Origin of the sequence: Halomonas huangheensis (genome assembly GCF_001431725.1) — a bacterium.
GTDB classification, from domain to species: domain Bacteria; phylum Pseudomonadota; class Gammaproteobacteria; order Pseudomonadales; family Halomonadaceae; genus Halomonas; species Halomonas huangheensis.
In genome coordinates this window covers 2,196,929-2,222,287 of sequence record NZ_CP013106.1, presented here as the reverse complement: position 1 = coordinate 2,222,287, position 25,359 = coordinate 2,196,929, and the positions used below count along the sequence as shown (strand labels likewise).

30 protein-coding genes and 1 tRNA gene are annotated in these 25,359 nt (G+C 57.7%); 15 read left to right on the top strand and 16 right to left on the bottom strand.

Annotated elements, in window-relative coordinates; all coding sequences use genetic code 11:
• Positions 1 to 2: 2 nt before the first annotated feature.
• Positions 3 to 365, bottom strand: a complete 363-nt coding sequence (locus tag AR456_RS09835) for a hypothetical protein (protein ID WP_021817580.1) — start codon at positions 363 to 365, stop codon at positions 3 to 5.
• A 211-nt stretch (positions 366 to 576) separates the two neighbouring features.
• Here AR456_RS09835 and AR456_RS09830 point away from each other — a divergent pair, with 211 nt between their 5' ends.
• The 7 genes from AR456_RS09830 to pdxH all read left to right on the top strand — a co-directional run bounded on the left by AR456_RS09830 (position 577) and on the right by pdxH (position 4,929).
• Complete coding sequence (locus tag AR456_RS09830; protein WP_021817581.1) at positions 577 to 1,137, top strand: isochorismatase family protein; 561 nt, start codon at positions 577 to 579, stop codon at positions 1,135 to 1,137.
• A 10-nt stretch (positions 1,138 to 1,147) separates the two neighbouring features.
• Positions 1,148 to 2,131, top strand: coding sequence for a GlxA family transcriptional regulator (locus AR456_RS09825; protein WP_021817582.1), 984 nt, complete (start codon positions 1,148 to 1,150; stop codon positions 2,129 to 2,131).
• On the top strand, positions 2,128 to 2,562 hold the full coding sequence (locus AR456_RS09820; RefSeq protein WP_021817583.1) for a gamma-glutamylcyclotransferase family protein: 435 nt from the start codon (positions 2,128 to 2,130) through the stop codon (positions 2,560 to 2,562). Before AR456_RS09825 ends, AR456_RS09820 begins: the two co-directional genes overlap by 4 nt.
• Before the next feature lie 98 nt (positions 2,563 to 2,660).
• Entirely contained in the window at positions 2,661 to 3,011 is a 351-nt protein-coding gene (locus tag AR456_RS09815; protein ID WP_021817584.1) for an arsenate reductase family protein, read from the top strand.
• Positions 3,012 to 3,063: 52 nt separating this feature from the next.
• The gene (wrbA, locus tag AR456_RS09810) at positions 3,064 to 3,684 is read left to right on the top strand and encodes an NAD(P)H:quinone oxidoreductase (protein WP_021817585.1); all 621 of its coding nucleotides are present in this window, start codon (positions 3,064 to 3,066) and stop codon (positions 3,682 to 3,684) included.
• A complete protein-coding gene (locus tag AR456_RS09805; protein WP_021817586.1) occupies positions 3,684 to 4,094 on the top strand; it encodes a DUF2069 domain-containing protein in 411 nt (136 codons plus the stop codon). The genes wrbA and AR456_RS09805 overlap by 1 nt, the downstream gene beginning before the upstream one ends.
• A 193-nt stretch (positions 4,095 to 4,287) precedes the next feature.
• Positions 4,288 to 4,929: a pyridoxamine 5'-phosphate oxidase gene (pdxH, locus tag AR456_RS09800; protein WP_021817587.1), complete on the top strand. Its 642-nt coding sequence runs from the start codon at positions 4,288 to 4,290 to the stop codon at positions 4,927 to 4,929.
• 53 nt (positions 4,930 to 4,982) lie between these two features.
• On the opposite strand, the gene AR456_RS09795 is transcribed toward pdxH, so the two are convergent.
• On the bottom strand, positions 4,983 to 7,724 hold the full coding sequence (locus AR456_RS09795) for a bifunctional acetate--CoA ligase family protein/GNAT family N-acetyltransferase (protein ID WP_021817588.1): 2,742 nt from the start codon (positions 7,722 to 7,724) through the stop codon (positions 4,983 to 4,985).
• A gap of 231 nt (positions 7,725 to 7,955) precedes the next feature.
• On the opposite strand from AR456_RS09795, the gene AR456_RS09790 reads away from it, so the two are divergent.
• The 5 genes from AR456_RS09790 to AR456_RS09770 all read left to right on the top strand — a co-directional run bounded on the left by AR456_RS09790 (position 7,956) and on the right by AR456_RS09770 (position 11,917).
• Entirely contained in the window at positions 7,956 to 8,894 is a 939-nt protein-coding gene (locus tag AR456_RS09790; RefSeq protein ID WP_021817589.1) for a histone deacetylase family protein, read from the top strand.
• A 159-nt stretch (positions 8,895 to 9,053) separates the two neighbouring features.
• Positions 9,054 to 9,680: a helix-turn-helix domain-containing protein gene (locus AR456_RS09785; RefSeq protein WP_021817590.1), complete on the top strand. Its 627-nt coding sequence runs from the start codon at positions 9,054 to 9,056 to the stop codon at positions 9,678 to 9,680.
• Positions 9,681 to 9,847: 167 nt separating this feature from the next.
• A complete protein-coding gene (locus AR456_RS09780; protein WP_021817591.1) occupies positions 9,848 to 10,183 on the top strand; it encodes a DUF1244 domain-containing protein in 336 nt (111 codons plus the stop codon).
• The gene (gene moaB, locus AR456_RS09775) at positions 10,180 to 10,707 is read left to right on the top strand and encodes a molybdenum cofactor biosynthesis protein B (RefSeq protein WP_021817592.1); all 528 of its coding nucleotides are present in this window, start codon (positions 10,180 to 10,182) and stop codon (positions 10,705 to 10,707) included. Before AR456_RS09780 ends, moaB begins: the two co-directional genes overlap by 4 nt.
• Positions 10,697 to 11,917 carry a molybdopterin molybdotransferase MoeA gene (locus AR456_RS09770; protein WP_021817593.1) on the top strand — a complete coding sequence of 407 codons (1,221 nt, stop codon included), beginning with the start codon at positions 10,697 to 10,699 and terminating at the stop codon, positions 11,915 to 11,917. Before moaB ends, AR456_RS09770 begins: the two co-directional genes overlap by 11 nt.
• Here AR456_RS09770 and AR456_RS09765 read toward each other — a convergent pair.
• The 9 genes from AR456_RS09765 to AR456_RS09725 all read right to left on the bottom strand — a co-directional run bounded on the left by AR456_RS09765 (position 11,909) and on the right by AR456_RS09725 (position 18,233).
• Positions 11,909 to 12,493: an acyl carrier protein phosphodiesterase gene (locus AR456_RS09765; protein WP_021817594.1), complete on the bottom strand. Its 585-nt coding sequence runs from the start codon at positions 12,491 to 12,493 to the stop codon at positions 11,909 to 11,911. The two genes, AR456_RS09770 and AR456_RS09765, sit on opposite strands and share 9 nt — an antisense overlap.
• 17 nt (positions 12,494 to 12,510) lie before the next feature.
• A complete protein-coding gene (locus tag AR456_RS09760; protein WP_021817595.1) occupies positions 12,511 to 12,864 on the bottom strand; it encodes a TusE/DsrC/DsvC family sulfur relay protein in 354 nt (117 codons plus the stop codon).
• 109 nt (positions 12,865 to 12,973) lie between these two features.
• Positions 12,974 to 13,264 (bottom strand): sulfurtransferase complex subunit TusB, encoded by a 291-nt coding sequence (gene tusB / locus AR456_RS09755; RefSeq protein ID WP_021817596.1) that lies wholly within the window; start codon positions 13,262 to 13,264, stop codon positions 12,974 to 12,976.
• Between the two features lie 42 nt (positions 13,265 to 13,306).
• Positions 13,307 to 13,711, bottom strand: a complete 405-nt coding sequence (locus AR456_RS09750) for a DsrE family protein (protein WP_021817597.1) — start codon at positions 13,709 to 13,711, stop codon at positions 13,307 to 13,309.
• Between the two features lie 101 nt (positions 13,712 to 13,812).
• Positions 13,813 to 14,205, bottom strand: coding sequence for a sulfurtransferase complex subunit TusD (tusD, locus tag AR456_RS09745; RefSeq protein ID WP_021817598.1), 393 nt, complete (start codon positions 14,203 to 14,205; stop codon positions 13,813 to 13,815).
• A gap of 73 nt (positions 14,206 to 14,278) precedes the next feature.
• Positions 14,279 to 14,950, bottom strand: coding sequence for a Bax inhibitor-1/YccA family protein (locus AR456_RS09740; protein ID WP_021817599.1), 672 nt, complete (start codon positions 14,948 to 14,950; stop codon positions 14,279 to 14,281).
• A gap of 264 nt (positions 14,951 to 15,214) precedes the next feature.
• Complete coding sequence (locus AR456_RS09735; protein ID WP_155829149.1) at positions 15,215 to 16,495, bottom strand: arylsulfotransferase family protein; 1,281 nt, start codon at positions 16,493 to 16,495, stop codon at positions 15,215 to 15,217.
• A gap of 23 nt (positions 16,496 to 16,518) precedes the next feature.
• A complete protein-coding gene (locus AR456_RS09730; protein WP_021817601.1) occupies positions 16,519 to 17,991 on the bottom strand; it encodes a sulfotransferase in 1,473 nt (490 codons plus the stop codon).
• The gene (locus AR456_RS09725) at positions 17,988 to 18,233 is read right to left on the bottom strand and encodes a hypothetical protein (RefSeq protein ID WP_021817602.1); all 246 of its coding nucleotides are present in this window, start codon (positions 18,231 to 18,233) and stop codon (positions 17,988 to 17,990) included. Before AR456_RS09725 ends, AR456_RS09730 begins: the two co-directional genes overlap by 4 nt.
• A 291-nt stretch (positions 18,234 to 18,524) precedes the next feature.
• On the opposite strand from AR456_RS09725, the gene AR456_RS09720 reads away from it, so the two are divergent.
• Positions 18,525 to 18,615 (top strand) — tRNA-Ser (locus tag AR456_RS09720).
• Positions 18,616 to 18,739: 124 nt separating this feature from the next.
• On the opposite strand, the gene AR456_RS09715 is transcribed toward AR456_RS09720, so the two are convergent.
• Positions 18,740 to 18,928, bottom strand: a complete 189-nt coding sequence (locus AR456_RS09715; RefSeq protein ID WP_021817603.1) for a hypothetical protein — start codon at positions 18,926 to 18,928, stop codon at positions 18,740 to 18,742.
• Positions 18,929 to 19,496: 568 nt separating this feature from the next.
• On the opposite strand from AR456_RS09715, the gene AR456_RS09710 reads away from it, so the two are divergent.
• On the top strand, positions 19,497 to 19,844 hold the full coding sequence (locus AR456_RS09710) for a hypothetical protein (protein WP_021817604.1): 348 nt from the start codon (positions 19,497 to 19,499) through the stop codon (positions 19,842 to 19,844).
• 127 nt (positions 19,845 to 19,971) lie between these two features.
• Here the strand turns inward: AR456_RS09710 and AR456_RS09705 are convergent, their stop codons facing one another.
• The 4 genes from AR456_RS09705 to AR456_RS09690 all read right to left on the bottom strand — a co-directional run bounded on the left by AR456_RS09705 (position 19,972) and on the right by AR456_RS09690 (position 23,537).
• Positions 19,972 to 20,298 carry a YnfA family protein gene (locus AR456_RS09705; protein WP_021817605.1) on the bottom strand — a complete coding sequence of 109 codons (327 nt, stop codon included), beginning with the start codon at positions 20,296 to 20,298 and terminating at the stop codon, positions 19,972 to 19,974.
• Between the two features lie 10 nt (positions 20,299 to 20,308).
• Complete coding sequence (locus AR456_RS09700; protein WP_021817606.1) at positions 20,309 to 20,854, bottom strand: HD domain-containing protein; 546 nt, start codon at positions 20,852 to 20,854, stop codon at positions 20,309 to 20,311.
• A 147-nt stretch (positions 20,855 to 21,001) separates the two neighbouring features.
• A complete protein-coding gene (locus AR456_RS09695) occupies positions 21,002 to 21,793 on the bottom strand; it encodes a M48 family metallopeptidase (protein WP_031207082.1) in 792 nt (263 codons plus the stop codon).
• 37 nt (positions 21,794 to 21,830) lie between these two features.
• A complete protein-coding gene (locus AR456_RS09690; protein ID WP_021817608.1) occupies positions 21,831 to 23,537 on the bottom strand; it encodes a potassium/proton antiporter in 1,707 nt (568 codons plus the stop codon).
• Between the two features lie 423 nt (positions 23,538 to 23,960).
• Here AR456_RS09690 and AR456_RS09685 point away from each other — a divergent pair, with 423 nt between their 5' ends.
• Positions 23,961 to 25,289, top strand: coding sequence for an ABC transporter substrate-binding protein (locus AR456_RS09685; protein ID WP_021817609.1), 1,329 nt, complete (start codon positions 23,961 to 23,963; stop codon positions 25,287 to 25,289).
• The last annotated feature ends 70 nt before the right edge of the window (positions 25,290 to 25,359 follow it).

Here is a 25,359-nt window from a genome sequence, read left to right as displayed (position 1 = left end):
GCTCAGTCGTGCTCGCCGACATCTTCCGTGATCCTGCCCAGCTTGACCAGGCGCGCCTGAATGGCGCCACGGCTTCTCTGATGCTGCCTACCCAGCTCACTCATGTTCAGGCCTTCATCGAAGCCTTGAGCCAGTTGCCGATCCTCTTCCGTGGTCCAGGCTTCTCCTGCTCTACCTGGTCGTGAAGCGGTCTTTCCGGGCTTCCCAGCGTCCATCTGCGCCTGTATCGCCATGGAGGCCATATACAGGGCACGAATGATATCCGGGTGTTGCAGAGTGCCGCCGTCAGGATGAATCTCGCCGGTTATCGGGTCCACGCCAGAAGCCAGTGTATTGATGATCTGCAGTGCCTTGTCGCTATCCATGTCACCCTCCCTGGTAATGGCCTGGGTTGAATTCTGGCCCGGTGGCGTGAAAAGTCGAACAGTAACTGTGCCATACCACCGTTGTGATCCATTCCGCCTGGTCACAACATGTCCGTTTCAGTCCGCTGGTTGTCCTTGCTTCCCCTGCTGAAAGCGTCCGATTGCTCGTATCCTGGTAAGCCTACCCTGAACTGGAGACGGAGCACTCATCATGGACACAGCGTTACTGTTGATCGATGTACAACAATCCTTTACTCAACGTGACTACTGGCAACCTGAGGAGACTCGCGGCTGGTGCGATGCACAGCGCCGCCTGATTGACCTTGCTCATACCAGCGGCATACCTCTGGTACGGATCTATCATACCGAGCCTGCCAGCGGGACTCCCTTCGACCCCAGCCATGGCCTGATACGTCCGCTGGCTGGATTTGACGACCCGGCACAGACCACCTTCTACAAGACGGTGCACAATGCCTTCACCGGCACCGGGCTGGAATCCTGGCTGCGTCAGCGGCGAATCGGCAAACTGTGGATCAGTGGTATCCGTACCGAGCAATGCTGTGAAACCACCACTCGTGTCGCATCGGATCTCGGCTTTGTGGTCGATTTCGTCAGTGAAGCCACCCTGACATTCCCCATGTCGCGCGCTGGCATCACCTGGAGCGCCGATGACATCCGAGCGCGAACGGAACTGGTACTGGAGAAACGTTTTGCTCGTATCGTGGATGTGAGTACTCTGGAGAACGAATCGCTTGCTGCCTCGAGCGTCTGAAGGAGACTCAATGCCCGTGCTTCCCATCAGGGACGACACCACGTGCCGTATCGGCGTGCTGATGCTGCCCGGCCAGGTCCCGCTTGACCTGGTCGGGCCCTGGCAGGTCCTGCACTGCGCGGCACGCATTAGTGGCAGATACCAGATCGACTATTTTGGCCCACACAACAGCCTCGACTGGATGGGGCCACTCCAGTTGCAGGGAATTGCGCCACTCCCCGAGGATGCCTCGGACCTGGAGCTGTTGGTCGTGCCCGGCCAGTACCGCAATGCCATCGAGATCGGAGTACAGCAGCTCGCACTGCACTGGCTGCGAACCATCGGCCATCAGGCCCGGACCATCATGTCGGTATGCTCGGGGACGCTGTTGCTCGCCGAGGCAGGGCTGCTCGATAACCGTCGCTGTACCAGTCACCATGAGCTCCTCGAACGACTCAGACAAATTGCTCCTGCTGCCAGAGTGCAAGAGGACTGTATCTTCACTGATGACGGCCGCTTTCTGACCAGTGCAGGCATTTCCACCGGTATCGATACCATGCTGCATTGGCTGACACGTCACGCCGGCCACGAGTTGGCCCTCGCCGTGGCGCGAGACATGGTGCTGTATCTACGCCGTAGTGGGCAGGAGCCGCAGCTCGGTATCTGGCTGCGCGGCAGAAACCACGTCGATGCCCGTATTCACCGCCTTCAGGATCAACTTGCCATGGCCCCGCAGCAGGGCTGGAGCGTTCCACAGATGGCAAGACAGGCGGCAATGAGTGAACGACACCTGAGGCGCCGCTTTTTGGCGCTGACGGGAATGTCGTTGGGAGATTACCTGGCGGCCCTCCGCCTTCAACTGGCGCGGCAGTTGATGTTGGAAACGTCGCTGGGCCTGGGCGACATCGCCGCACGTGTAGGCCTGGGAGATGACCGTCAACTGCGCCGACTCTGGTCACGCCATGAAGTAGGTTCTCCCGGTCAGTGGCGCCGACAACAGGGCTACCTGTCATGACCACTATTCTCCGATTTTCGAGCCGGCTCGCACTGGTCATCCTACTGCTGTTGAGCCTGATGCTCGGTGGAGCCTGGCTGGTCTGGCGCAGCCCACTGGGCTACGACCGCCCCGAGAACCTTCCTACCGTCGACGCCGGCCCGCACGAAGTGTTCGTCTATGGCACGCTGCGCTACCCGGTGGTGAGATGGTTGGTCACCACCGACTTCCTTGCATCGACTCCCGCCATGCTTGAGGACTACCGGCGCGACGGCCTTGATGTGAGGATCGATCCAGGAAGCCAGGTGAAGGGTGAGTTGCTGGTGGTCGACCGCGACACCCTGCTGGAACTGGATCGTTACGAGCGCCTCGGTATTCGCTACCAACGAATTCGCGTCGAGCTGGCGAACGGGCAGCAGGCATGGCTGTATCAGCGGCTTGCCAGCGACTGAGCCCCGCCATCCTGGTGAAACACCTGGTGCCGACTTGTTGTTATGGCAAGGTGTCCCCCCTAGAATACAAGGCACTAGACGATATTCAGGAAAGTCTCATGAAGACAATCACTCTCCTACATAACCCACGTTGCTCCAAGTCCCGTGAAGCTCTGGCCCTGCTCGAATCTGCCGACGTCGAACTCCAGATCAGGCGCTACCTGGACGAACCATTGAATGGAGAGGAACTGCGCGCCCTGGTCGCTCGACTCGACGGCAATATCAGCCAACTGGTGCGCAGCAATGAGACTGATTGGAAAACCCTGGGAGCCGACAGCAGCAATCTCGACCAGGTGATCGATGCTATTGTCGCTCATCCACGCATCATGCAACGACCGATTGCCGACGATGGCAAGCGCGCCATCATCGGTCGTCCGCCGGAAGCCATTCAGGCTCTGATCGGCGAGTGAAAACGCCGCTGAATCATCTCCTGCTTATCTGTCCTTGACCCAAGGAAGCCCCATGCCTGACCGCTTTCCCTATATCCTCGTGCTCTACTATTCACGTCAGGGCGCGACTCGAGCGCTGGCGGAGCGGATTGCTGCTGGCATCACCTCTGTTGCAGGAATCGATGCTCGAATCCGGACTGTCCCCCCCGTGTCACCCACCTGTGAAGCTGTCGATCCCGAAATTCCCGAAGAAGGTGCGGTCTACGTCAGCCTGGATGATCTACGCCACGCCAGCGGCTTGGCACTGGGTAGCCCGACACGCTTCGGCAACATGGCTGCGCCGCTCAAACACTTTCTGGATTCGACCACTGAGCTGTGGCTGAGCGGTGCCTTGATCGACAAGCCCGCAACGGCGTTTACTTCAACATCAAGTTTGCATGGCGGCCAGGAAACCACCTTGATCTCCATGCTGCTGCCGCTACTCCACCATGGCATGGTCTATGCTGGCTTGCCCTACAGTGAAACAGCGCTGACACGTACTCAGGGAGGCGGTACGCCCTACGGAGTCAGCCACCTGGCGGGTACGCGTAGTGATCGCCCGGTCGATGCCGAGGAGAGTGAGCTGGCCACAGCCCAGGGAGCACGACTTGCCCGCCTTGCGCTTGCACTCGAAAAAATGCGGGAGATACGCTGATGAGGGCCTGGCTGGAGGACTTCGAGAAACGCAAGGGACTCGATCACCTGGTGCAACGCTCACGCCGTCTGGTGCTGGTCAGCTTTGGCATATTGTTGCTGTTGATGGTCTATCGAGGATGGGCTATCGAATCCAGCAACTTACGCTTTGGGCCGATGCTGGCATTCGTGTTGCCGCTGGTGCTGTTTCTACCATCAATCCTCGTGCGACGTCCCCGGGGGCACGCCTGGTTGGCTTTTGTCAGTCTGCTTTATTTCGCCCAAGGGGTCATGGTGGCGACATTACCCAGCCAGGGATGGAGAGGAATGGTCGAGGCCATCGTATCACTGGCGCTATTCATCGGCTGCATGGGCTACGCTCGCTTCCGCTCACGTCAAATGCGCGCCCAGCCACCCTCAGAGAATATCTGAAAGTAACAACCACCAGTGACGACAGTGCCATAAGTCAGTTCATGGCACTATTATATCGCCCAGCCACGTGTATATCGCCCAGCCACGTGATGGCCCTCAGGCATTGGTCCCACGTTATTGGCCTCAGGTCATTGAACTCCAGGCTACCAGACCCCATTGCTGTTAAATACCATCGAACCAGACGGAGAACCCCATGACCCGAGATATCGCTGACATCAGGCGCGACTACGAGGGCGGCAGCCTCGACGAGTCCGGGGTGCCCCAGGACCCGCTGTCGATGTTCGACGACTGGTTCGCGCTGGCTCGGGACGCCGACCCGGACGACGCCAATGCCATGACGCTGGCCACTGCGGATAGCCAGGGGCTTCCCCACGCTCGAGTGGTACTGCTCAAGGGCTTCGATGAGCGTGGCATGGTGTTCTTCACTAACTACAACAGCCACAAAGGCAGTGAATTGGCTAATGTTCCCAAAGCCGCACTGACCTTCTGGTGGCCCAGACTGTCTCGCCAGGTGCGCATTGAAGGTAGCGTCGAGCGCGTCTCCGAAGAGGAATCCGATGAGTATTTTTCCAGCCGACCACGAGGTAGCCAGCTAGGGGCCTGGATCGCGACCCAGAGCGTTGTCATTCCCAACCGAACCTGGATCGAGGAGCGCCAACAGCGCTTCGAACAGGCCTATGAAGGTCAGGAAATTCCGCGCCCGGTGCATTGGGGAGGCTACAGAGTCTCACCGGAGATGATCGAGTTCTGGCAGGGGCAACCCAGTCGTCTGCATGATCGTGTGCGTTACGAGCGACGTGATGGCAATTGGGAAGTGATGCGCCTGGCCCCTTAGGTTCCTCGCTGAACCTGCCACCATCGGCCGTGCCTTACGGCCGATGATGCCCCCTACTCCACGGGCCTCTCGAGACGATGGCGCTGCCAGTCACTCTCGGGTTCGTTGAGGCGCAATACGGCATCAACCACCTGCTCTTCCATATTGAATTTCTGGCGAAAGCCCAGACGCTTGATCAGTGCCCTCATCGGGTGATTGTCGACCATGATCTTGCCGTACATCTCCAGAGTACCGATACGACGGCTGTAGCCAATCATCTTGTTCATCAGTAATTTGCCGATGCCCAGCCCCTGTAGATCATCACGAATGATGACCGAGAACTCGGTACGAATATTGTCCACATCATTCCAGACGCGCACCACTCCCAGCATTTCCTTGCTGCCATCCTCACATAGCCGTTCGGCGATAAAAGCCATCTGGCGGTCGTAATTGATGTGAGCCAGCGTCGAGAGATCGCGCTGGCTGAGGTCTGCCTTGTTGTGGAAATAGCGAAAGCGAATGCTCTGCTCGGATAACCGCTGATGGAAAGCCGTGATCAACGGTGCGTCTTCGGCTCGAATTGGCCTCACCTCGACATCCCAGCCGTTGCTCAGCTTTACCCACTCACGCAGCTCTTCCGGGTAAGGCATGATCGCAAAGCGTGCTGGCGGTCCGAGATCCATGGCGAAGTCGACAGCCAACATGCCATCACGATTGAGCAGCAAGGGGTTGATCTCCAATCCCCGCAGCTGCGGAAGATCTGTGGCGATTTGCGACAGGGTGACCAGCAAACGACACAGATGCTGCTCATCCCGCTCGGGATCACTGGAGTGGGCACGAATCAGGCGCGCGGCATGAGTCCTGCTGATCATGTCAGCGGCGAGGGACATATTGAGTGGCGGCAATGCCACCTGGCGGTCGGCCAGAATATTGACCTTGTAACCACCGATACCAAAAACGATCACGGGCCCGAATACTGGATCGCGAGTAATACCGGCGCACAACTGCATCGAGTGTTTGCCGCGCTGCATAGGCTGCAGACAATACTCGGCGATGTTGAAGCCAGGAAACTTCTCGGCTACACGGGTTGCCAGATGCTCGAGCCCTGTCGCTACCTGGCCCGGATTCTCGAGGTCCTGCAATAATCCCGCGGATATCTTGTGGGGGTGCTGGCGATAACGGAACGGGCGGCAATTGCCGTCGTGCACCACCTTGAGGGCAAAGGGGCCTTGCAGGTCACCCGCGACCTCGCGGGCTTCCTCCGCGGTTTGAACATAACGACCAGTCGCGACGGGTAAACCATAGGCATCCAGCACACGACTGGTTTCCGAGTGCAACAGACTCTGCCGCCCCTCTTTCAACGCCTTGTCGATCAATTGGTGTGACTCTGCGCGACTCGCCGCAGTCGTGGTAAAGGGAAGACTGGGAGGCGTTTCCTGCAACAGGGCCTGAACGCGCTGATAGTCGACCATATGCATAAAGGCCTTTACCGCTTTTTCCGGCGACAGGTAGGTCGGAATTCCTGCGTCATGGCACAGCCTTCGTGCTCCTGAAGCCTGCTCAAAGCCCATCCAACTGGTCAGTAGATTACGTTTGAATCGGCCGCGCTGCTCGATCAGCAGTTTCGCTGTCGCCGAGGACGGCGCCATACGTGTCGGGGCATGAACCACCAGTACAGCATCGACATTGGGATCATTGGCGACGACATCCAGCGCAGTGACAAAACGTTCAGGTGTTGCGTTTCCCCCTAGATCCACCGGGTTCTCGCCAGGCTTGCTCAAGTCGAGGTCTCGATCGCGCAGGATCTTCTGCGTCGCCGGGGTAAATTCAGCCAGCCGCCCACCGGCGTTGAGTAGTTTGTCGATAGCCAGCATGGCCGGACCCAGGCCGTTGGCAACGATCGCCAGACGGTCTCCGCGCAACGGCTTCATGCGTGAGAGCGTTTCCAGCGCATCAAACAGATCATCGGAATCATTGACTCTGACCACACCAGCACGGGCAAATGCGGCATCGAATACCTGGTCGCGATTGGCGATACCTGGTGTCGGTGGCAAGCCACTGAGATCAGAAGCGGGCGTGCGCCCGCTCTTGATGACCAGCACCAGGTGATTGCGAGAGGCATCACGCACCGCCGTCATCAGATGCTGGGCATCCTGGACACGCTCCAGATGCAGCAGGATGGATTGGGCTGGTGAGCTCTGATTGATGTAATCGAGAAGATCTGCAAGAAGTACATCGACACTATCCCCCACCGTGACCAGGTGAGAAAAGCCAATCCCCTTGCCTGCAGCCCAATCGATCATGGCATTGGCCAGCATTCCCGACTGCCCAAGATAGGCAACCTTGCCACGCGGTATACTATGGCTGGAGTACGACGCATTGAGCCTGGTTCCGGGCACGATCAAGCCCATGCATTCGGGCCCCAACACGCGAATACCGGTATTGCGAGCGGCCTTGATCAAGCGCTGACGCAGTGAACCGCCACGCAGTTCGTCGAGATCACTGCCACCAGAAAGAACCAATGCTGCTCTTACGCCCTGCTCACCCAACTGGGTCAGCACCTTCGGCACAGTCGGCAGCGGAGAACAGATCACCGCAAGGTCTGGTGTCTGCGGCAGCTGTGAGGGACGACTGACACAGTCGACTCCCAACACCGACTCGTATCCCTTCGGGTTTACCGCCCAGATGTTGCCACGAAAACCGCTATCGAGCAGATTGCGAATCACCTGACCGCCCAGCGAGTTCGGCTTTTCCGAGGCTCCGATCACTGCAATCGATGATGGACTGAAGAACCGGCGCAGGAATTGGGTACTCAAGGAGACACTCCCGAATCCAGGGAAACGAATTCAATAAAACGAACTTGATCGAACAGTGCCATCATAGCCGTGAATGGCTGCGTGCGCAGGCTCCAGCATGGTTCCTGACATGCTACCTTTTGCCACTACTGAGATGACCGGCCTACCCCTATCGTGAGGCCAGGAACACCAAACCGCCCAGTAAAGGCAGTGCCATGGGGCCGGACTCCCCGCACAGGAATATCGCCAACAATGATCACAGCCTACCTGACTCATCCTGACTTCAGCCTCCACGACGTGGGGCCGGAGCACCCCGAATGCCCGATGCGCCTTGATGCCATTCGCGTGCAGCTGATGCGCTCAGGACTGCTGCAGCAGACCATGCAGGCTGATGCGCGTGAAGCCACCGATGAGCAGCTGTTGCGTGTACATACCGCCGAGCATCTGCAGGCGCTAACTCACAAGTCACCGGACAGCGGTCTGGCATCGGTCGACGGCGACACGCTGATGACGCCCGATAGCCTCCGGGCGGCACGCCTGGCCGCAGGTGCCGTGGTCAAGGGCGTCGACCAGGTCATGCGCGAAAAGGCGGACAATGTCTTCTGCGCCGTGCGCCCACCAGGGCATCATGCCGAGACCGATAAGGCCATGGGTTTTTGCCTATTCAACAACATTGCTGTCGCAGCCGCCCACGCTCGTAACGAGTACGGCGTGAAGCGTATCGCCATCCTCGATTTCGATGTTCATCAGTGCAACGGTACCGTCGATATCTTCAAGAATGACAGCGACGTTCTGATCTGCACCAGCTTCCAGTCCCCCTTCTATCCGTGGCGGTACCTGGAAGGCGACTACCCCAACGTGATCAACACCCCGCTGGCTGCCGGTAGCGGCAGTTCCGAGTTCCGTCACGCCATCGAACATGACTGGTTGCCGGCACTGGAGGAGTTTCGTCCTCAACTGGTGCTGATCTCTGCCGGATTCGATGCCCATCGTGAGGATCCCATGGCCGAGCTGTGTCTCGAGGATCAGGACTACTACTGGGTCACACTCAAGTCCATCGAGATTGCTCGTCGCCACGCCGAGGGTCGCCTGGTCTCGGTTCTCGAGGGCGGTTACCACCTCAACGCGCTGGGCCGCTGCGTAGAGGCCCATATACGCGCCCTGCTTGGGCACCCCTGGCCCGAAAGCTGAGTCATTGATCTGAATGGTCTCGTTGAGCCGTTTCCTGGCCCCGCGAAACCTCGACTGGATTGTCACACCAACACACTCGACTGACATACGTTAGCGTAGGCACTTCGCTGTAGCCTTGTGTTAGCCTAAGAGGAAATCTGTTTCCTATCGTGAACCTCAATGACCCAAAGTACTGACCAACAGGCGGCAATGAAAATAGCCGGCGGGCGCAAGGCCTTCGTCGAGCCCCTTCGGCTCGGCGATCGGGTCAAGGAGATTCGCCTTGCCAATCAATGGACCCTGGAAGATGTCAGTCAGCGCACCGGGCTGGCAAGATCTACCCTGTCCAAGATCGAGAACGATCAGATATCACCGACCTTCACTGCGGTGCAGAAGCTGATCAATGGCCTGGGTATCGATCTGCCTCAGTTGCTGTCACGACCGCGCCAGCAGAGTCGCACCATGGGCCGGCGCGATCTTACCCGGCGTGGCGAGGGGCAGATGCACCCTACGCCAACCTACGAACATGAGTTGCTCAGCTGTGAGCTGGCACAGAAGCGCATGATTCCTTTCAAGACCATCGTGCGGGCACGCAGCTTCGAGGATTTCAACGAGTGGGTTCGCCATGATGGCGAGGAGTTTCTGATGGTGCTTGAGGGTGAGGTTCTGTTGTATTCCGAGTTCTATGAGCCTCTGCCGCTGGTAACCGGAGACAGCATCTATTTCGACAGCGATATGGGCCATGCCCTGGTGTCGATCAGCGATGAAGATGCCACTATCCTGTCGGTATGCACGCGTAACGAATAACACCCTCTGAACAACACTGAACGGCGGAACTCAAGCCAGTGCATTGCTCCCGACTCGGGGCCATTGCAGCTGCGCCGCCGCTGGTGTGGAAACCAGCAGCACAGATCACATTCGTTAACCAGGAATGCAACTCAACCGTCAAACGCAATCGAATCGCGGAGCTGATCATGCAACACATTGATGACGCCACACGTACTGAGTTGGAAGCCGCGGCCTTTCGGCGCCTGCTGCGTCACCTCGATGACAACAAGGACGTGCAGAACATCGACCTGATGATTCTGGCCGACTTCTGTCGCAACTGCCTGTCCAAATGGTTGGTCGCAGCAGCAGAGGAGCGCGGAGAAAGCCTCGATTACGAAGCGGCCCGCGAGTATGTCTATGGCATGCCGTACAGCGAGTGGAAAGAGCTCTACCAGGGCAAGGCCACACCAGAGCAGCTGGCCGCCCTCGACGCTCGACAGCAGGCTCGCAAGCAGGACGCACAGGAGCCGGATGGACAATGAGCGACGAAGCCATGATTCCGCTCAAGATCGCAGTCCTGACTGTCTCTGACACCCGCAGCGAGGATACCGATCGCAGTGGTCAGACGCTGGTCGAACGCCTGACCAACTCAGGTCACCAACTCGCTGACAAGCGTATCGTGCCGGACGATGTCTACCGCATTCGCGCCGAGATATCAGCGTGGATCGCTGATCCCGAGATACAAGTCATCCTGACCACCGGCGGAACAGGCTTTACTGGGCGCGACTCCACTCCCGAGGCAGTATCTGTGCTGCTCGACAAGCGCATCGAGGGCTTTGGCGAGTTATTTCGACAGCTTTCCTTTGCCGAGATCGGCAGTTCCACGGTACAGAGCCGCTGCCTGGGTGGTATGGCCAATGCCACTGTAGTGTTCTGTCTGCCGGGCTCCACCGGAGCCTGTCGGACCGCCTGGGATGCCATTCTTACCGAGCAGCTCGACAGCCGACACCGCCCATGCAACTTCGCTAACCTGGTGATCCCCGAGCGAGGTCAGCATGGCATCTGAGTCGAATGCACTCGCCCCGATCAAACAGGCCATGCAAGCATTACTGCATGAGGTAGGCCCGTTGATCAGTGAGAACATCCCATTGGCTGATGCCGCTGGGCGGGTACTGGCGGAACCGGTTGCGGCGCAGATGGACGTACCACCGTTCGATAACAGTGCAATGGACGGCTACGCGCTACATCATGCTGATGCCGGCAGCAGCTTGCCGATCGCGAGTCGTGTTGCCGCTGGAGATACTCCGCTGGCCCTCGAGCGAGGTACCTGCGCGCGTATCTTTACCGGTGGCGCTCTACCCCGCGGCGCGGACTGTGTGGTCATGCAGGAGAAGGTGACGGTCACCGATGGCATTGCGACGCTCCCCGGAGATATTCCGCAAGGCGACAACGTGCGCCGCCGTGGGCGCGATGTTACCGCAGGAAATCTGTTGCTGGAGGCCGGCACACGACTCGAGGCCGCTGCACTGGGACACCTGGCTGGCCAGGGAATCAATGTGGTGAATGTGCGGAAAAAGCCGCGTGTAGCCCTACTATCGACGGGCGATGAAATCATTGATCCCGGAATACCATTGGCGCCCGGCCAGATCTACAACACCAACCGCCCGATGCTCGTCAGCCTATTGGAGCGATTCGGCGCCGAGGTCGTTCAGACACGTCATGTTCCCGACGACGCTCAGGGTACGCGTACCTGCTTACGAGAGGCGGCCGAGATTGCAGACATCGTGGTATCCACTGGTGGCGTCAGCGTGGGGGAAGAAGATCACGTCAAAGCCGCGCTGGAAGCGTTGGGAAAGCTCAACCTATGGCGATTGGCGATCCGTCCCGGCAAACCGCTGGCGCTCGGACGTATCACCAACAGCCATAATCAGGTGGTGCGAGTGGTGGGCCTACCGGGCAACCCGGTATCAGGATTCGTGGGAGCCTGGCTGTTCCTGCGGCCATTGATTGGCGCCATGCTCAGCTGCAACGCCATGGCAGAATTGCCGAGTCTTTGGGCCACCAGCGATTTCAGCACCTCGACCGGGCCGCGACAACACTATATGCGAGTGCGCCTCAGCTTCTCTCGGGATGGGATTCACGCCCATGCCTTCGCCGATCAGAACTCAGGCGTGCTGTCGTCCTGTGTCGGAGCCAATGCGCTGGCAGTAGTGCCTCCGGAGTCGCAGATTGCCCCCGGCGATTCACTTGAATGCCTATGGCTCACTTCACCTTGAATAGCCTGTCGGCGCCCTGTTGACTTCCAGCACCTGACGCACATCCCCCCACAGCTGCTGGAAATCTTCCGCCAACCGCGGATGGTCCTGCCGTAGGTGAGGCACCAACTCGGCCAACCGATTGGGCCCCGACAGTCGCGAGCCGATGCCAGCAATCGCGCGGTAGGTAAAGTCACGCTCGCTATAACGGTGCAACCAATCTTCACGGACCAACGCTGGAATCATCTGCTCAAGGCGTGCCGGGGCCCGCTCTCGTTCCAACACGCGATAACAACGCTGAATCAGAACATCGCGCTCCTTCACTTCCAGCTCCTGCAACAGGAAATGATCCCAGAGAATATCCAGCGCGATAGCGGCATAGCGACGCTGAGCCGGAGGGGCTCTTCGCCGCGCCGCCAGTACTGCTGGATGAGCGTCGACAAAGGCATCGACACGTCGATGATGCTGGACGCCTGCGGCGACATCCTCTCGCCAGCCACTGAGATCCGGCCCCTTGATCCCATCAGCGATGAGATTGCCATAGAGGAAGTCATCACTGCCTGCACGAACCAATGCAGCATGGGCAAGAAAATTCATTGGAGGAGGCTCTCGGCCTATAGGCAGTTGGTGGGTTTAGGCAAGCCTGCGAGGCGCGCACCGACCTTTGCCGGGCTGTCAGGGAACAGCCGCATCAGGAAAATCGAATTGCCCTTGTCCGCCCCCAGCTGCTGACCTACGGCCTTGACCAACGGTCGCATGGCCGGCGCCTGCTCAAAGCGTTGGTAGAAGCTGCGTAACACGTCAATCACATCCCAGTGATCCGCCGTCAGCGTCAATTGGTCTTCCGCGGCAAGCGCCTCGGCCACATCAGGTGACCACTGCTGCAGATCCACCAGATATCCCTCGGGATCAAGGGCTACGCGCTCCGCTCCCACGTCGAGGTAGCGGGCAATTTCCGTACTAGCCATGCGTGCTCTCTTCTCTCTTGCCCTTATCCTGCTTCAACTTGCGTTCCTCACTTACGCGTTTTCCACCTCTGCCTTCTCACACATGCGATTCATGATGACGAATGGCAGTTCAGTACCAGCTGAGAACCTTATCGGCCTGTTCTGTCAGAGCGACAAAGCCATCGACGTTCACGACTTTAACCGAGCTATCGCAACGTTCGAGCAGACCGCGAGCCGTGAGATCCTCCTCCTGGACATAGAGACGCCCGCGAAGTCCCTCGAAGTGCCCGACCAATTGAGGCAAGGCACCCTGAACAGCATCCTCGATCAATAACAGGTAATCATCGGCACCCATTGCAGTCAAAACCTGGCGATAGACCAGGCTCTGCGCGGGAGTTCGATTCAGGGTGTGCAGCTGCATGGCATTGTCCTGCTTCAGAAGCTCATCATCAAAAGTTCGTTATCAAAAGTTCATCACCAGCTGATGAGAAGTTACCACCGCCTGAACGGTGACATTATCAACAACGCTGATCGGCAGCTGGCAGTCGGCAACCTCAAGACCCAGCTGTTCAAACCCTGCCGCTTCAACCATCAGCTGATCAATATCATACATCTCAAGCATCGCCAGCGTGGCGTGGGCCCCTTTCTGACCCAGTGCCCCCGCCCCCTGGCCGGGATGCAATGCCCAGCAACCTTGCCCCATGAACAACAGAGACACGCGACGCCCGAAGGCTGCGGCAACCAGCGCCATATCCAACCCTTCGCGCAATAGGCTGGAGCCGTGCGGGCCGTGACTGATAATCACCAGCAGATCACCTGCTGGTGGCAACGGATCGCTGCTGACGCCATTTATGTGGTCACTATTCATGTCGACATTGCTCATGCTGTCATTCGCTGTACAAGCGGGTATTTCGAATATCGGCAGGTCTGGTTCAAGGGCCAGAGTTCATCAAGGCTCGAGGCACCGGCTCAGGGAGCAAAAGTCACCAGGCGGTCGCAGCGTAGACCAAGATCGACCAATTGCCCCAACCCGGTCAACTGGAAAGGAGGCTCGACACTGCAGCCCTGCTTGCCATGACGTTCAGCCTGCTCCTGATCCATCAGCCCCCGACGCAACGCTGCGGCGATGCAGACATCGAGTTGCACGCCATGCTCACGATGCAGTTCGATCCAGCCATCAACCAGATGCGGCTCATCCAGAGGCGGTGCCGACAGGCGCGAAGCGTTGTATACACCATCATGGTAAAAGAACACGCTGTCGAGCTGATGCCCACCGGCAATCACTGCACGAGCAAATCGCTGTGCACTATGCGCTGCCTGACTACTGTAGGGCGCTCCCAGCAGAAGAATGCCATAACGCATGAGTTATCCCCGTATAACGCACTGGCCCCGCCTATAGAGGCGGGGCCAGATAAACCACCTGCTCAGAGAATCATCAGTCCTGACTGACGACGCCCAGCAGAGACAGCAGGCTGACAAACAGGTTGTAGATTGAAACGTACAGCGTGATGGTGGCGAGAATGTAGTTCGTCTGGCCAGCACGGTGCACGATTTCGCTGGTCTGGTAGAGGATTGCCGCCGAGGAGAACAGCACGAACCCTGCGGAAACCATCAGAGACAGCGTTGGAATGTTGAAGATCAGTGCCGCCACCATCGCCAACACCAACACGATAGCGCCAGCCATCATGAAATTGGCGAGGAAGCTGAAGTCCTTGCGGGTGATCAAGGCAACGGCAGACAGCCCAAAGAAGGTCAGGCCAGTCATGCCCAATGCGGTCATGATCAGTTGCGGGCCGTTGGCCAGCGTAAGATAAGCGCTGAGAATTGGTCCCAGGGTGAAGCCCATGAAGCCGGTAAAGGCAAACGTGGCCAGCAGTCCCATGGCCGAGTTGGCGGTCTTGTGCACGAGGAACATCAGACCGTAAGCACCGATAAAGAACACCAGAATGTTCATCTGCTGAACGCCCATTGCTACAGCAGCAGCGGCGGTCATGGCAGAGAACAGGAGTGTCATCGCCAGTAGGCCGTAGGTGTTGCGCAGAACCTTGTTCGTTGCAGCAACCTGCGTCGTCGTCTGACGACTCATCTGTGTCTCTTGATAAGCCATGTATCCAGAGCTCCCTGTTGGTAGACAAGCTATAAGACACAGAATGCCGCCCCTCAGTTCCCGGCGCAAGCCATTGGCAACACCAGTGGATCTTCTGCAACATGCCAGGATATGCCCCAGGTCCCGGCCCAGGCGGATCGAACAGTGTTTCCGATTATTCGTATATTTTTTCACCAGTTAGCCGTTAGCGGGCGAAAAAGCACCAACTTCAGCCATTGCGACGCGATATCTCTCGATACTGCGCCGCAATGATTACTCAGTACTTCAGGATGAGGAACACCGTGGTAGCTCCTTGTCAAAGAAATCGTCTGGTACGAAACGCGCTTCGGTAATGATCAAATTATTCTCGGCGTCCCATTTCATATGTCGCTGCCAGAGCACTTCTCCATCACCAGAAACGTCCAGCACCCGACCGCCCTCGGCTTCAGTAAGCAATATGCTGCCATCCTCCAGTACCTGATGCTTACCACGTCGCCAGCTGTAGAACGGCTGATCCTCGGACCCGGAGAATAGTGTTTCGACGTCTTCTTCACCGGGACGGATGCTCAGGATACGAGTCGCGCCGGTACCAGTGGCGTTGTCGAAGACGCTGATGGTGCCATCCGGCTCGAAATCCGGGTCATGCTGCTTGAACCACGGACCATGGCGATGCCACTTCATTTGTCCCGTCTGCGGATCAACGACCGCAAGCAGGTTCAACTCGCGCAAACTGAGCAGCACATCGCCGGCATCAAACATGGGGAAGGCATCTGCCATCTCGGCCCGAAGCGGTTCGGCATCATTCGGGTGGAAGGGATCCATCAGATACCGAACTTCCTGGTCGAGGTTATCTGGTGTACGCGTGCGGATATCGAAGGTCGCACGCTGGTCTCCGCCGGAATATTCGGCAAGGTCCTTGACGATATCGAGCTTGTGGGTGATCTCGCCGGTATCTTCATCCAACCAGGCGATACCCTCGCCGAGCAGCGTCACCAACTGCCCGTCCCCATCACGGTTGATTGAATGGTGAAAGCTCCCCTTGCGTGTCCACATCGGCTTGCCACAGGCATCGATGCGCGCAATCACGTTACCGGCATCAAACGTCACTGCCAGCGAACCGTCCTCGAAGACTTCCATGCCATGCAGCATGACGTTCTGAGGTTTGTGCTCATCTTCCAACCAGTCGTAGTGCACTGGCCAGCGGTGCACTTCATTCCCCTCGCGGTCGTAGAGACGCACCACATGGAAAGACTCGTCCTGATCTTCGTTGAGGCCTGCCACCAGTACATATCCTTCACTGGAGGCACCACTCGGCTTTCCTTCGAGACCACGATCGGTACCTGGGTTGTCTCCCACCGGTTTGACCAGATGGCGTGTCGGCTCGAGCGCCAGGTCATTCTTCCAGTTATGGGAAATGTCCATCATGGTTCGTTGCGCCAGGCTGATCTGAGGAGCTGGGAACCAGTTTCTCTCGCTGGCCACCGCACCATAGATCACTGCAATCACACCAAGCGATGCCACGAACATTACGGGGCCAAGGCGTTCGCCAATCGGTTTTCTAGCCACAATATGCGTTCCTTGTCGTCAACTTATGCCTTGAGGGTGCGTTCCAGCAGCTCGGCATGGACCTCTCGAGCTCGACGCAGGAGCTCGGGACTTGCATCAGGTAATGTTCGGACCTCACGAGAAGCACGGAACATATCGCTGCAGGTCACCATGGCAGCCTGGTCATTCACCACCAGCGCTTCGGCGATCCTCGGCAACTGCAGTGCCGGTGTCTGACTCAGCGCTTCGTGATCAACGAATACGGCATCTCGAGGTGCCTGACTCAGCACGTGTTCGTAAGCCGCTATCCAGTAGCGCAGCCAATAATCAACCTGCTCAGAGCCTTCTGTATCTTCCGGTGCTCCAGCAAAGGCTATCGGCTTCAGCGCGCCACCGAACTCGAAGTGGCCAATGCCCTCCATATACTGGCGCGCGAAACGATCGCGTTCATGGAGATCAGAGAAGCGTTGATGTTGGCGCATCAGTGATTGAACCTGAGCCAGTGGCTCACGCACCGGAATCAGAATGCGAGATTCGGGATACATCGCCTTGAGCAACGGTAAGCGCGCGATATTGGCGTTGTTCTTGGAGACGTAGCAGGTAGAGCCGGGTTTACCGATGATCACCTTGCGCAGATGCTGATCGAAGAACTCCTCGAACTCGGCGTTGCGATCATCGGCCTGCCAGGTCTCAATATGCTGGCTGCCATACTTCTCTTTCCAGTACGCCATCCATACCATTTCCTCGAAGGCCTCAGGGCTTTCGAAATCGACCTCGATGCCATCTCCATGGGCGCGCTCGGCCCTGGTGCCGCTCTTGCGCAGCAGGCGCGAGTAGCGTCCCCACAACAGAGGCGCCATGGTGAAAGGCATATGGCGATAGGTTGGCGAGGCAAACTCGCTCTGCCGTGCCAATAGCTCCAGCAGGATGGTGGTTCCTGCACGCGGCAGCGAGGTAACAAATACCGGGCACTGGTTGGGCGTACTCTGAATACGTTTACGCCAGAGATGATTCTCCATGCTGGCCAGGGTGCCCTGCGCCGAGGATGACGAGAAGGCATAGAGATGCAGCGCCTTGTCCATCGGCGAATAAGGCACCTCATCTCGCGCCTCGCTGGCTTGCTCTGCTCCACCGTCACTGCGACGACGAGACAACACAATCCACAGCAGCACAGCGGCAATCGTCGAGACCACCAGGAAAACCGCACTGGTCGCCACCTGCCATACATCATCCATGCTATACAGACCAATCAGGTTGCCGCCGGCAACCAGCACATAGGCGCTGACACAGGCAGCGATACCAATGCCCAGCAGGATGACGAAACTCTTGAGCAATGAGATGGAGGCACGCTGAACCTGGTGCTCCTTGGTATCATCATCCAACTCTGGATCGGAGATGACGGCCAGCGCTCCCTGCGCTAACCGGACGGCGTTCACAGCATGCTGTTGCGCGGCCAGCCCCTTGAGAACGCCGATAAAGGCCACAAGACTGGCAAAGAGCGCTAACCACACCATCATTCGCCAGGCTTCTGGCTATCTTCATCAGCGCTGGTGCGCTCGGCACGCCTGCGGCGCATGACACGTTTCAGTGGGTACCAGACAAAGCCAATAACCGCCAACACCAGTGCGGCGATAACCGCGATCATTGTACCGATAGCAGTAAGACCTGCACCCGGACCTACGTAGGCCAGTGCGGGGGCGGTATACATCGCGAGAATTGCGCAGAGCAACAGAGCGTTGCGAGTGGGACGTCGTAGCATGTGATGACTCCTTTCCATCAGAAATTGATGCAGCTTCCGTATTTGCATTGACTGAAGACATGCTGATGACGTTCCTTTTCTCGCGCCAGTGCTTATCACCAGGCAAGCATACCTGTCGCAAGTTAACGACTTGACTCCGTCATCAACCATGCTTCTGGTCTGGGCACAAAATGGCTGAACGGCTGGATGTACCCCGTTTCGAAAAGCGGTCTGACACAGAGGGCTAACATGTTGATCGAAAACAACTGTTGACGTTTCAAGAAAAGCTGGTAGAGTACACCGCCGTAAGCCGGAGGGATGGCAGAGCGGTTGAATGCACCGGTCTTGAAAACCGGCGTAGGTTAATAGCCTACCCAGGGTTCGAATCCCTGTCCCTCCGCCACCTTTTTCTTGAAAGCGGAGAACCCAGGTTCTCCGCTTTCTGCTTTTCAGAACTCCCTTATTCCTATCGGCCTGCGAGCGTGATTGACGCCACCAGGCTGGACGGTCTCGTCCACATGGCCCGTCTAGATGCTCTCTTCTCTTATCATGCCCAGGATATCCTCCGGAGTTTCCTGAACCGCGTAGTACCCCTCTGGATCTTCTACCGTGACGATCTTGGTACAGCTCTCCTCACCCTCCCGCTTCATCCACACAATATGTGCCGGGTTGAGATAGATGGGACACTTATCATGAAAGCACATAAGCTTGATCATTGATCGCCTCCTCCGGCTTGTTTATACAAGCACCATATCGGATCGACCCAAGAGCCAGAGGCAGGACCATTGATACCGCCCCTCGCTTTACAACTCCCTGCCACTACCCTCATCCAGCCATGTTATTGCCATCGCTATTTTTTAACGTAGCCCACCCCACATGGAATTCCTCTCATTCGCGCATCCTCGAATGAAACTGTGCTCAGGAGAATGAAGCCCCACCGACCGAAAGTGAAAAAACCACCAGGCGGCTTTTCTCGATATCGAGGCTCTATCTCCCACAGCAGGCTGCACTTGATGGCAGTTGGAAGCCAGGCGAGCTGGTGAAGGTCGAGGAGTAATCCTCAGCGACTGACTCCTGTTCCCCTGGCCCCTGCTCCGCGCTCCTTGCGAGCGCGGAGTTTTTCATGCATGACATCCATTTGCCCATGACTCGGCAAGCCCGTGTCAACATGGCGTCACTGCATCGATGTACCGGCACTGGGCATCTTGCACAATGCACGCATCGGTGGTCCCATATCTGCCTTCTTTAGATGTCCTGCATTGATGACCAGAGAGATATAGTCTGATGAAACCATGGATTGCGCTCGGACTCGCCATTGCGCTGACGGGCTGTGGTAGTGACGAAAGTGGCGTCTTCGATGCCGAGGGATTGATTGAGGATTTGCGCAGCAACCCCGAGATCCAGGCCGCTGCAGTGTCCGAGGACCACCAGGATATCTTTATCGGTCTCAAGGCGGAGCAGGCGGATCAAGGTCAGGCTCTGGCGGAAGAAGTCTGCGCCAAGGCTCGGCAATATGCCGCAGGCCAGGTGGATAACCGCACGATCCGCATCATGGATGTGATGAAAGCGGTGGACGACGAGGAGAAGGTCGAGCTCAACAGTCTGGACTGCGTGCTCTCCACCGACTCCTAGGTCATAGTCGCCCTGAGGCGGGCCTGTTACGGCCCAGTCAGCTTCTGTGCTTGCCAGATTCTCTGGCACTACCTTGCATATAGCGCTTCGAGGGCAAGAGGTTGTAAGTGGAAAGGTCCAGCAGGCGTCACGCTCCTCGTGGCCCCAGCAGGATCACCATGGCGCCCACCAGGCAGATAGTCGCGCCAATGCCATCCCAACGATCCGGACGACTGCCCTCTACCAGCCACATCCACATCAAGGACGTACCGATATAGATGCCGCCATATGCGGCATAGGCCCGCCCAGCCATCTCGGCATCGACACGAGTCAACAACCAGGCAAACAGCAGCAGACTGATCACTCCGGGAATCAACCACAGTGGAGAGCGTCCCAGACGTAACCATGCCCAAAAGGCAAAACAGCCACCGATTTCTGCCAGAGCGGCAACTACAAAGGTAGGCAAGGCCAGCATATCGATTCCTTCAGGAGCAACGGCGAGGACTGGACAGTTCACCTTCTGCCACTTCCAGCATCTGGAAAGCCTTCTGGCGAAGCCCAGGCTCCCCCTGCGTCATCATCTCCAACAGATAACGCTTCTCTTCCAGGTAGATATACGCGAAACCGCGATCGTGCCTCACGATACTCGAGGTATTGTGAATCAAGTCTGCGTATTTGATGGTCTGAGCTCGTGGATCCGCCTGGGCGAGGCGCTCGGCGGCACGCTGCTTGCGCACCCTGCGATTGCCATCTTCCGCTGTCTGCAAGTCACTCAGGGCATCCACCAGGTCGGAAACTTCCTTGCCGAACTCCTCACTCACCAGCTCGAGCGAGACCTCGGTATCCTCTACTACATCATGCAACCATGCCGCGGCAATCATCACCTCATCGGCCCCATGCTCAGCGACCAGTCGAGCAACGGCTTCGGGATGCTCGATATAAGGTGCGCCACTATACTTGCGGCGTTGGTCGATCGCCGCATGCGCGGCAGTAGCAAAAAGACGCGCACGTTCCACAAGGTCAGGATGCATTGGCTGTCATCCATGAAGGTTGTCCATTCTCGATCATGTCAGCATTCCGGGGCAGGCGGCAAGATAGCGTGTTGGTGCTGGCGGCGGGATCGCTCTGTCCGAGCGCCTGGGCAGGAACGAGCTTGGCTGCATCAGAGGCAGGCAAATCTAGAGAGGAGTGCATGCCGCCCTGGGGACGCTGGAGAATATCGCCGCCGCATCCGGCATGTATTCCTGTAACACGGCAATTCGCGACTCATGGTGAGGATGCGTCGACAGCAGTTCGAACGGCTGATCGTCAGCAACTTCCATCATATTGCGCCATAGCTCGACACTCTGCTTGGGGTTGAAACCGGCCTGAGCCATCAACTTCAAGCCAATGCGATCGGCTTCGACCTCATGCGCGCGACTGAAAGGCAAGGTGATGCCGAGCTGTGAGCCTAATCCCAATGCTCGCATCAATGCATCGTTGCTGACATCTCCATCACTGGCAAGACCAATCACCATCAGCACCCCTTGAATGCCCAACTGCTGGGTCAAACGTTCGTTACCATGCCGCGCTATAACGTGACCAATCTCATGACCCACCACCGCAGCCAGTTGGTCGGGGTTCTCCGCCACCTTCAGCAGCCCGGTATTGATGCCGATACGCCCGCCGGGCAACGCGAAGGCATTCGGTACCGGATCCTCGAACACCACAACATTCCAATGCTCAGGAACACCAAGTTCCGGCCAGGAATCGGCCAGGGCGCTGATGAGTTCCGCCGAAACGCATTCAGCCAGGCGCTTGATAGCTGGGTCAGTGGTAACCGGTGTGAACTGTCGCATTTGCTCAAAAGTATCGCTTCCCAGCTCAGCCATCATGCCGTGCGGTACCCAGGCGATACGACTACGCCCCGTTGGCGTTTCATCACAACCTGCCAACAACAGCGACAGCGCGCTGATTGCGATCCACCTCACCACAATGGCCTCTCCTGCGTTTTCGCCGTGTCGCGGCTCAATAAAGCCTGATACCCACATGGGTGATACGGTTGCCCTGCATGCCACTGATCACCCAGTGAATGCCGTGCCAATCCACATCATCCCCAACCACGGGATAGCCTCCAACACGCAATGCCAGGAAGTGCCCCAATGTCAGACCCGCTTCTGCCGGACTCAGCGTCAGGCCATAGGCATCGGCGACATCTCGCATACTGGCGCCTCCATCAAGGGTAAAGGTACCGAAGAAGTCCTTACGCTGCTTCAACTTCGCCTCACCATCAAACAGCCTGTTCAACGCGGGAAGGTCATCATTGCGACCAATGACACAGATCACGTCATCGACCTTGAGCTGGGTGCTTCCCTTGGGGTGAAGCATGACATGTTTGCGAAACAGGGCAGAGATCAAGGCCCCGGATGGAAAGCGCATCAAGCGAATCGGCACACCCTCGAGATCGGGGTTCTCGACTCGGTAGACGAACATCTCGAAGTCGTTTTCCGGCAGTATCCCCAACGGACCGCGATAATTGGGCTCTGCCGTGTTGGGCACCATGACCCGCATGCGTCGCGCCATCCAGGGCAAACTCCCTCCCTGAATCAACAGCGACAACAACACCACGGCGAATGCGACATTGAAGTACAGCTGTGAGTTCTCTACTCCACCAATTACCGGAAAGATGGCCAGCACGATGGGAACTGCTCCTCGCAAGCCCACCCAGGAGATAAAGATCACTTCTCGCCAGCGGAAGCGAAAAAATGGCTTGAGAGTGATGATCACCGCCAACGGGCGCGCGATGAATATCAGCGCAAGGGCAACAATCGATGCCGGTAGAATGACATCGAACAATGCGCTCGGCGTCACCAGCAGGCCCAACACAAGGAACAGGCCAATCTGACTGAGCCAGGCCAGCCCATCGTGAACCGGCAGGATGAAATTCAGATGCCGTCCGGGCCGATTACCTATCATCAATCCGGTGAGATAGATCGCAAGGAAGCCACTTCCGCCAAGAGCGCTGGTCATACCGAACACACACATGCCCAATGCCAGCGCAAGCAGGGAATAGAGGCCGGGTGCCAGGTCGAGCCACGATAACAAGCGTGCGCTCAGCCACCCACCACCAAGACCCAGAATGATGGCAACCGCAAATTGCTGGGTGAACAGCAACAACATTTCCACTGGGGTGCCGACGCCCCCAACCAGGCTTTCGACCAGCACCAGTGTCAGGAAGATGGCCATGGGATCGTTGGTACCCGACTCAATCTCCAGTGTGGCTGCAACACGTTCGTTGAGATTCAGGCCGCTCCCGCTGAGCATGGAAAATACTGCCGCAGCATCAGTGGAGCCAACGATTGCTCCTACCAGCAACCCCTGCATCAACGTCAGGTCGAACACCCACATGGAAATAAGGCCGACTAGACCACTGGTGATGAACACCCCTATCGTGGCCAGGCCCAATGCCGGACGAAAGCCAACCCGGAAAGTGGTCAAACGCGTACGCAAGCCGCCATCCAGCAGAATCATGGCCAACGCAAGATGGCCAATGATGAAGGCCAGCGAATAATTGTCGAAGTTGATGCCCAACACGCCTTCCTCGCCGGCCAGCATCCCCAACACGAGGAACAGGACCAGCAGCGGCACCCCAGCCATTGCCGAAAGGCGACTGGCCAACACACTCAGGGCAATCAAGGTGCCTGCAAAAAGAAAGAGACTGTTGATGATGTCCATATGCATCCCTTGCCTGGATCAGGGCACGATTATCCCATGCATGACGGGAACACGCGACGCCAGCACAGCATATATCGTAATACAGCAGACCATAATCAAAAGCCGATCTATCCGGAATCTCGGTTGGCACGGCGGGATGCGGTGCGGTGGTTAAATGCATACCATTCGCTGTTGTGTAGAAGATAAGCGTTGAGCCAGTTTGGCACCGGCGAAGATCTTCAAACTCGCCAGCACCTCCCACCCGGGACTCTTCCGCGCCGCTCACGGTTCCCCCAGGCTTCGGGCAGTGGCTAGGGAATTACCGCGAAAGTGCGGCCCCTGGCAATTCCCGCGCCAACTGACACATCATGAACATTCCCCCGGCTGGCAGGCGCCGTTAGAATATGCGCCTGATGCTTCTGGATAATTAGCCTGGAGATACTCATGCCGATGGCCCTACGCCGGTGCATATTGCTGTCCGGCGCGCTGAGCCTCGCGCTCATCGTCGGCGCTGCACTCACAGTGCAGGCCGCACACGCACAGGAAAGCGGCACCCCCCAAACGATTGAAGAGGCTGTTGCGGATGAACAGTCTCCCGTCGTAAACAACGACCAAACAGGGACTACTGCCGAGACAACAAGTGAGACCGCCATACAAGGCCAGTCAGAGTCAGGGACGGATGAACTCGAGGGAGACATTACAGAACAACCAGCAGCCATCGACGAACCCAACATCGACGAACCCAACATCGACGAACCTGGCATCGACGAGCCAACCAGCATCGACCGCGCCTATCTCAATTATCCTCGAGGGCCGGGCGTAGACACCCCCACCATGCCTGCCGCTCCATCGATGACCAGCACGCCGCCCGACCCTCTCCTACCGCCGCCGGTTACGCATCTCGAGCTGGTGTTGGATTGGCATCCAGGGCCACGCCATGCCGCTCTACTGGTGGCTGACGCTCTTGGGTTGTTCACCCGGCGCGGGCTCGATGTCAAGATGCGTCCGCCTGCAGATCCCGATATCCCCGCGAAGCTGGTTGCAGCTTCGCGTGTTGACCTGGCGCTGACGGACCAGGCAACGCTGCACCAACTGGTCGATGAGGGTAAGCCTCTGATTCGTGTAGCGACACTGATCGAACTGCCATTGGCGGCAGTTGTGGCCAGTCAAGATAGCGGCATCCGCTCGGCGCTATCGCTGATCGACCAACGAGTCGGATACTCCACCCAGGCCAGTCACGATGTGATTCTGCGAGCGATACTTTCCGAGGAACGCCTCAATCTGTCACACGTTGAGGCACGGGACGTGCACTTCTCTACCATCACCGCGATGAGCGAAGGTCGCGTGGACGCTCTGGTAGCGGGCTCACGATTCAGTCTCCCCCGCCAACTGGCGGACCTGGGAGTAGCCACTCGGATATTGCCGCTGGAAGAGTTGGGTTTTCCCATTCACGACGGATTGATCATGGTCGCCAATGTTGATCATCTTGCGGCAAGGAAGAGTTCCATCAGGCGATTCGTCTCGGCGCTTCAGGAAGCCACTGAATGGATTACTGCCCATCCAGACATGGCGTGGGAGATCATGGTCGAGCAGGAGCCAACTATCGACAGCACAGCCAATGCCGAGGCCTGGCCGAATATTCGACGACGCCTTGCACTACGCCCCGGCGCCGTCGATATGGCTCGTTATCGCCGCCTGGAGCACTATCTATGGGAGCACGACATCATCGAGACCTTGACGCCTCCCGAGAAGCTGGCAAAAGACCCAGGCTGAAAGCCGACTCGAGCCGATACCAATACCTGCAACAGTACCAATACAGACGGGCACCGAAAGGTGCCCGTTG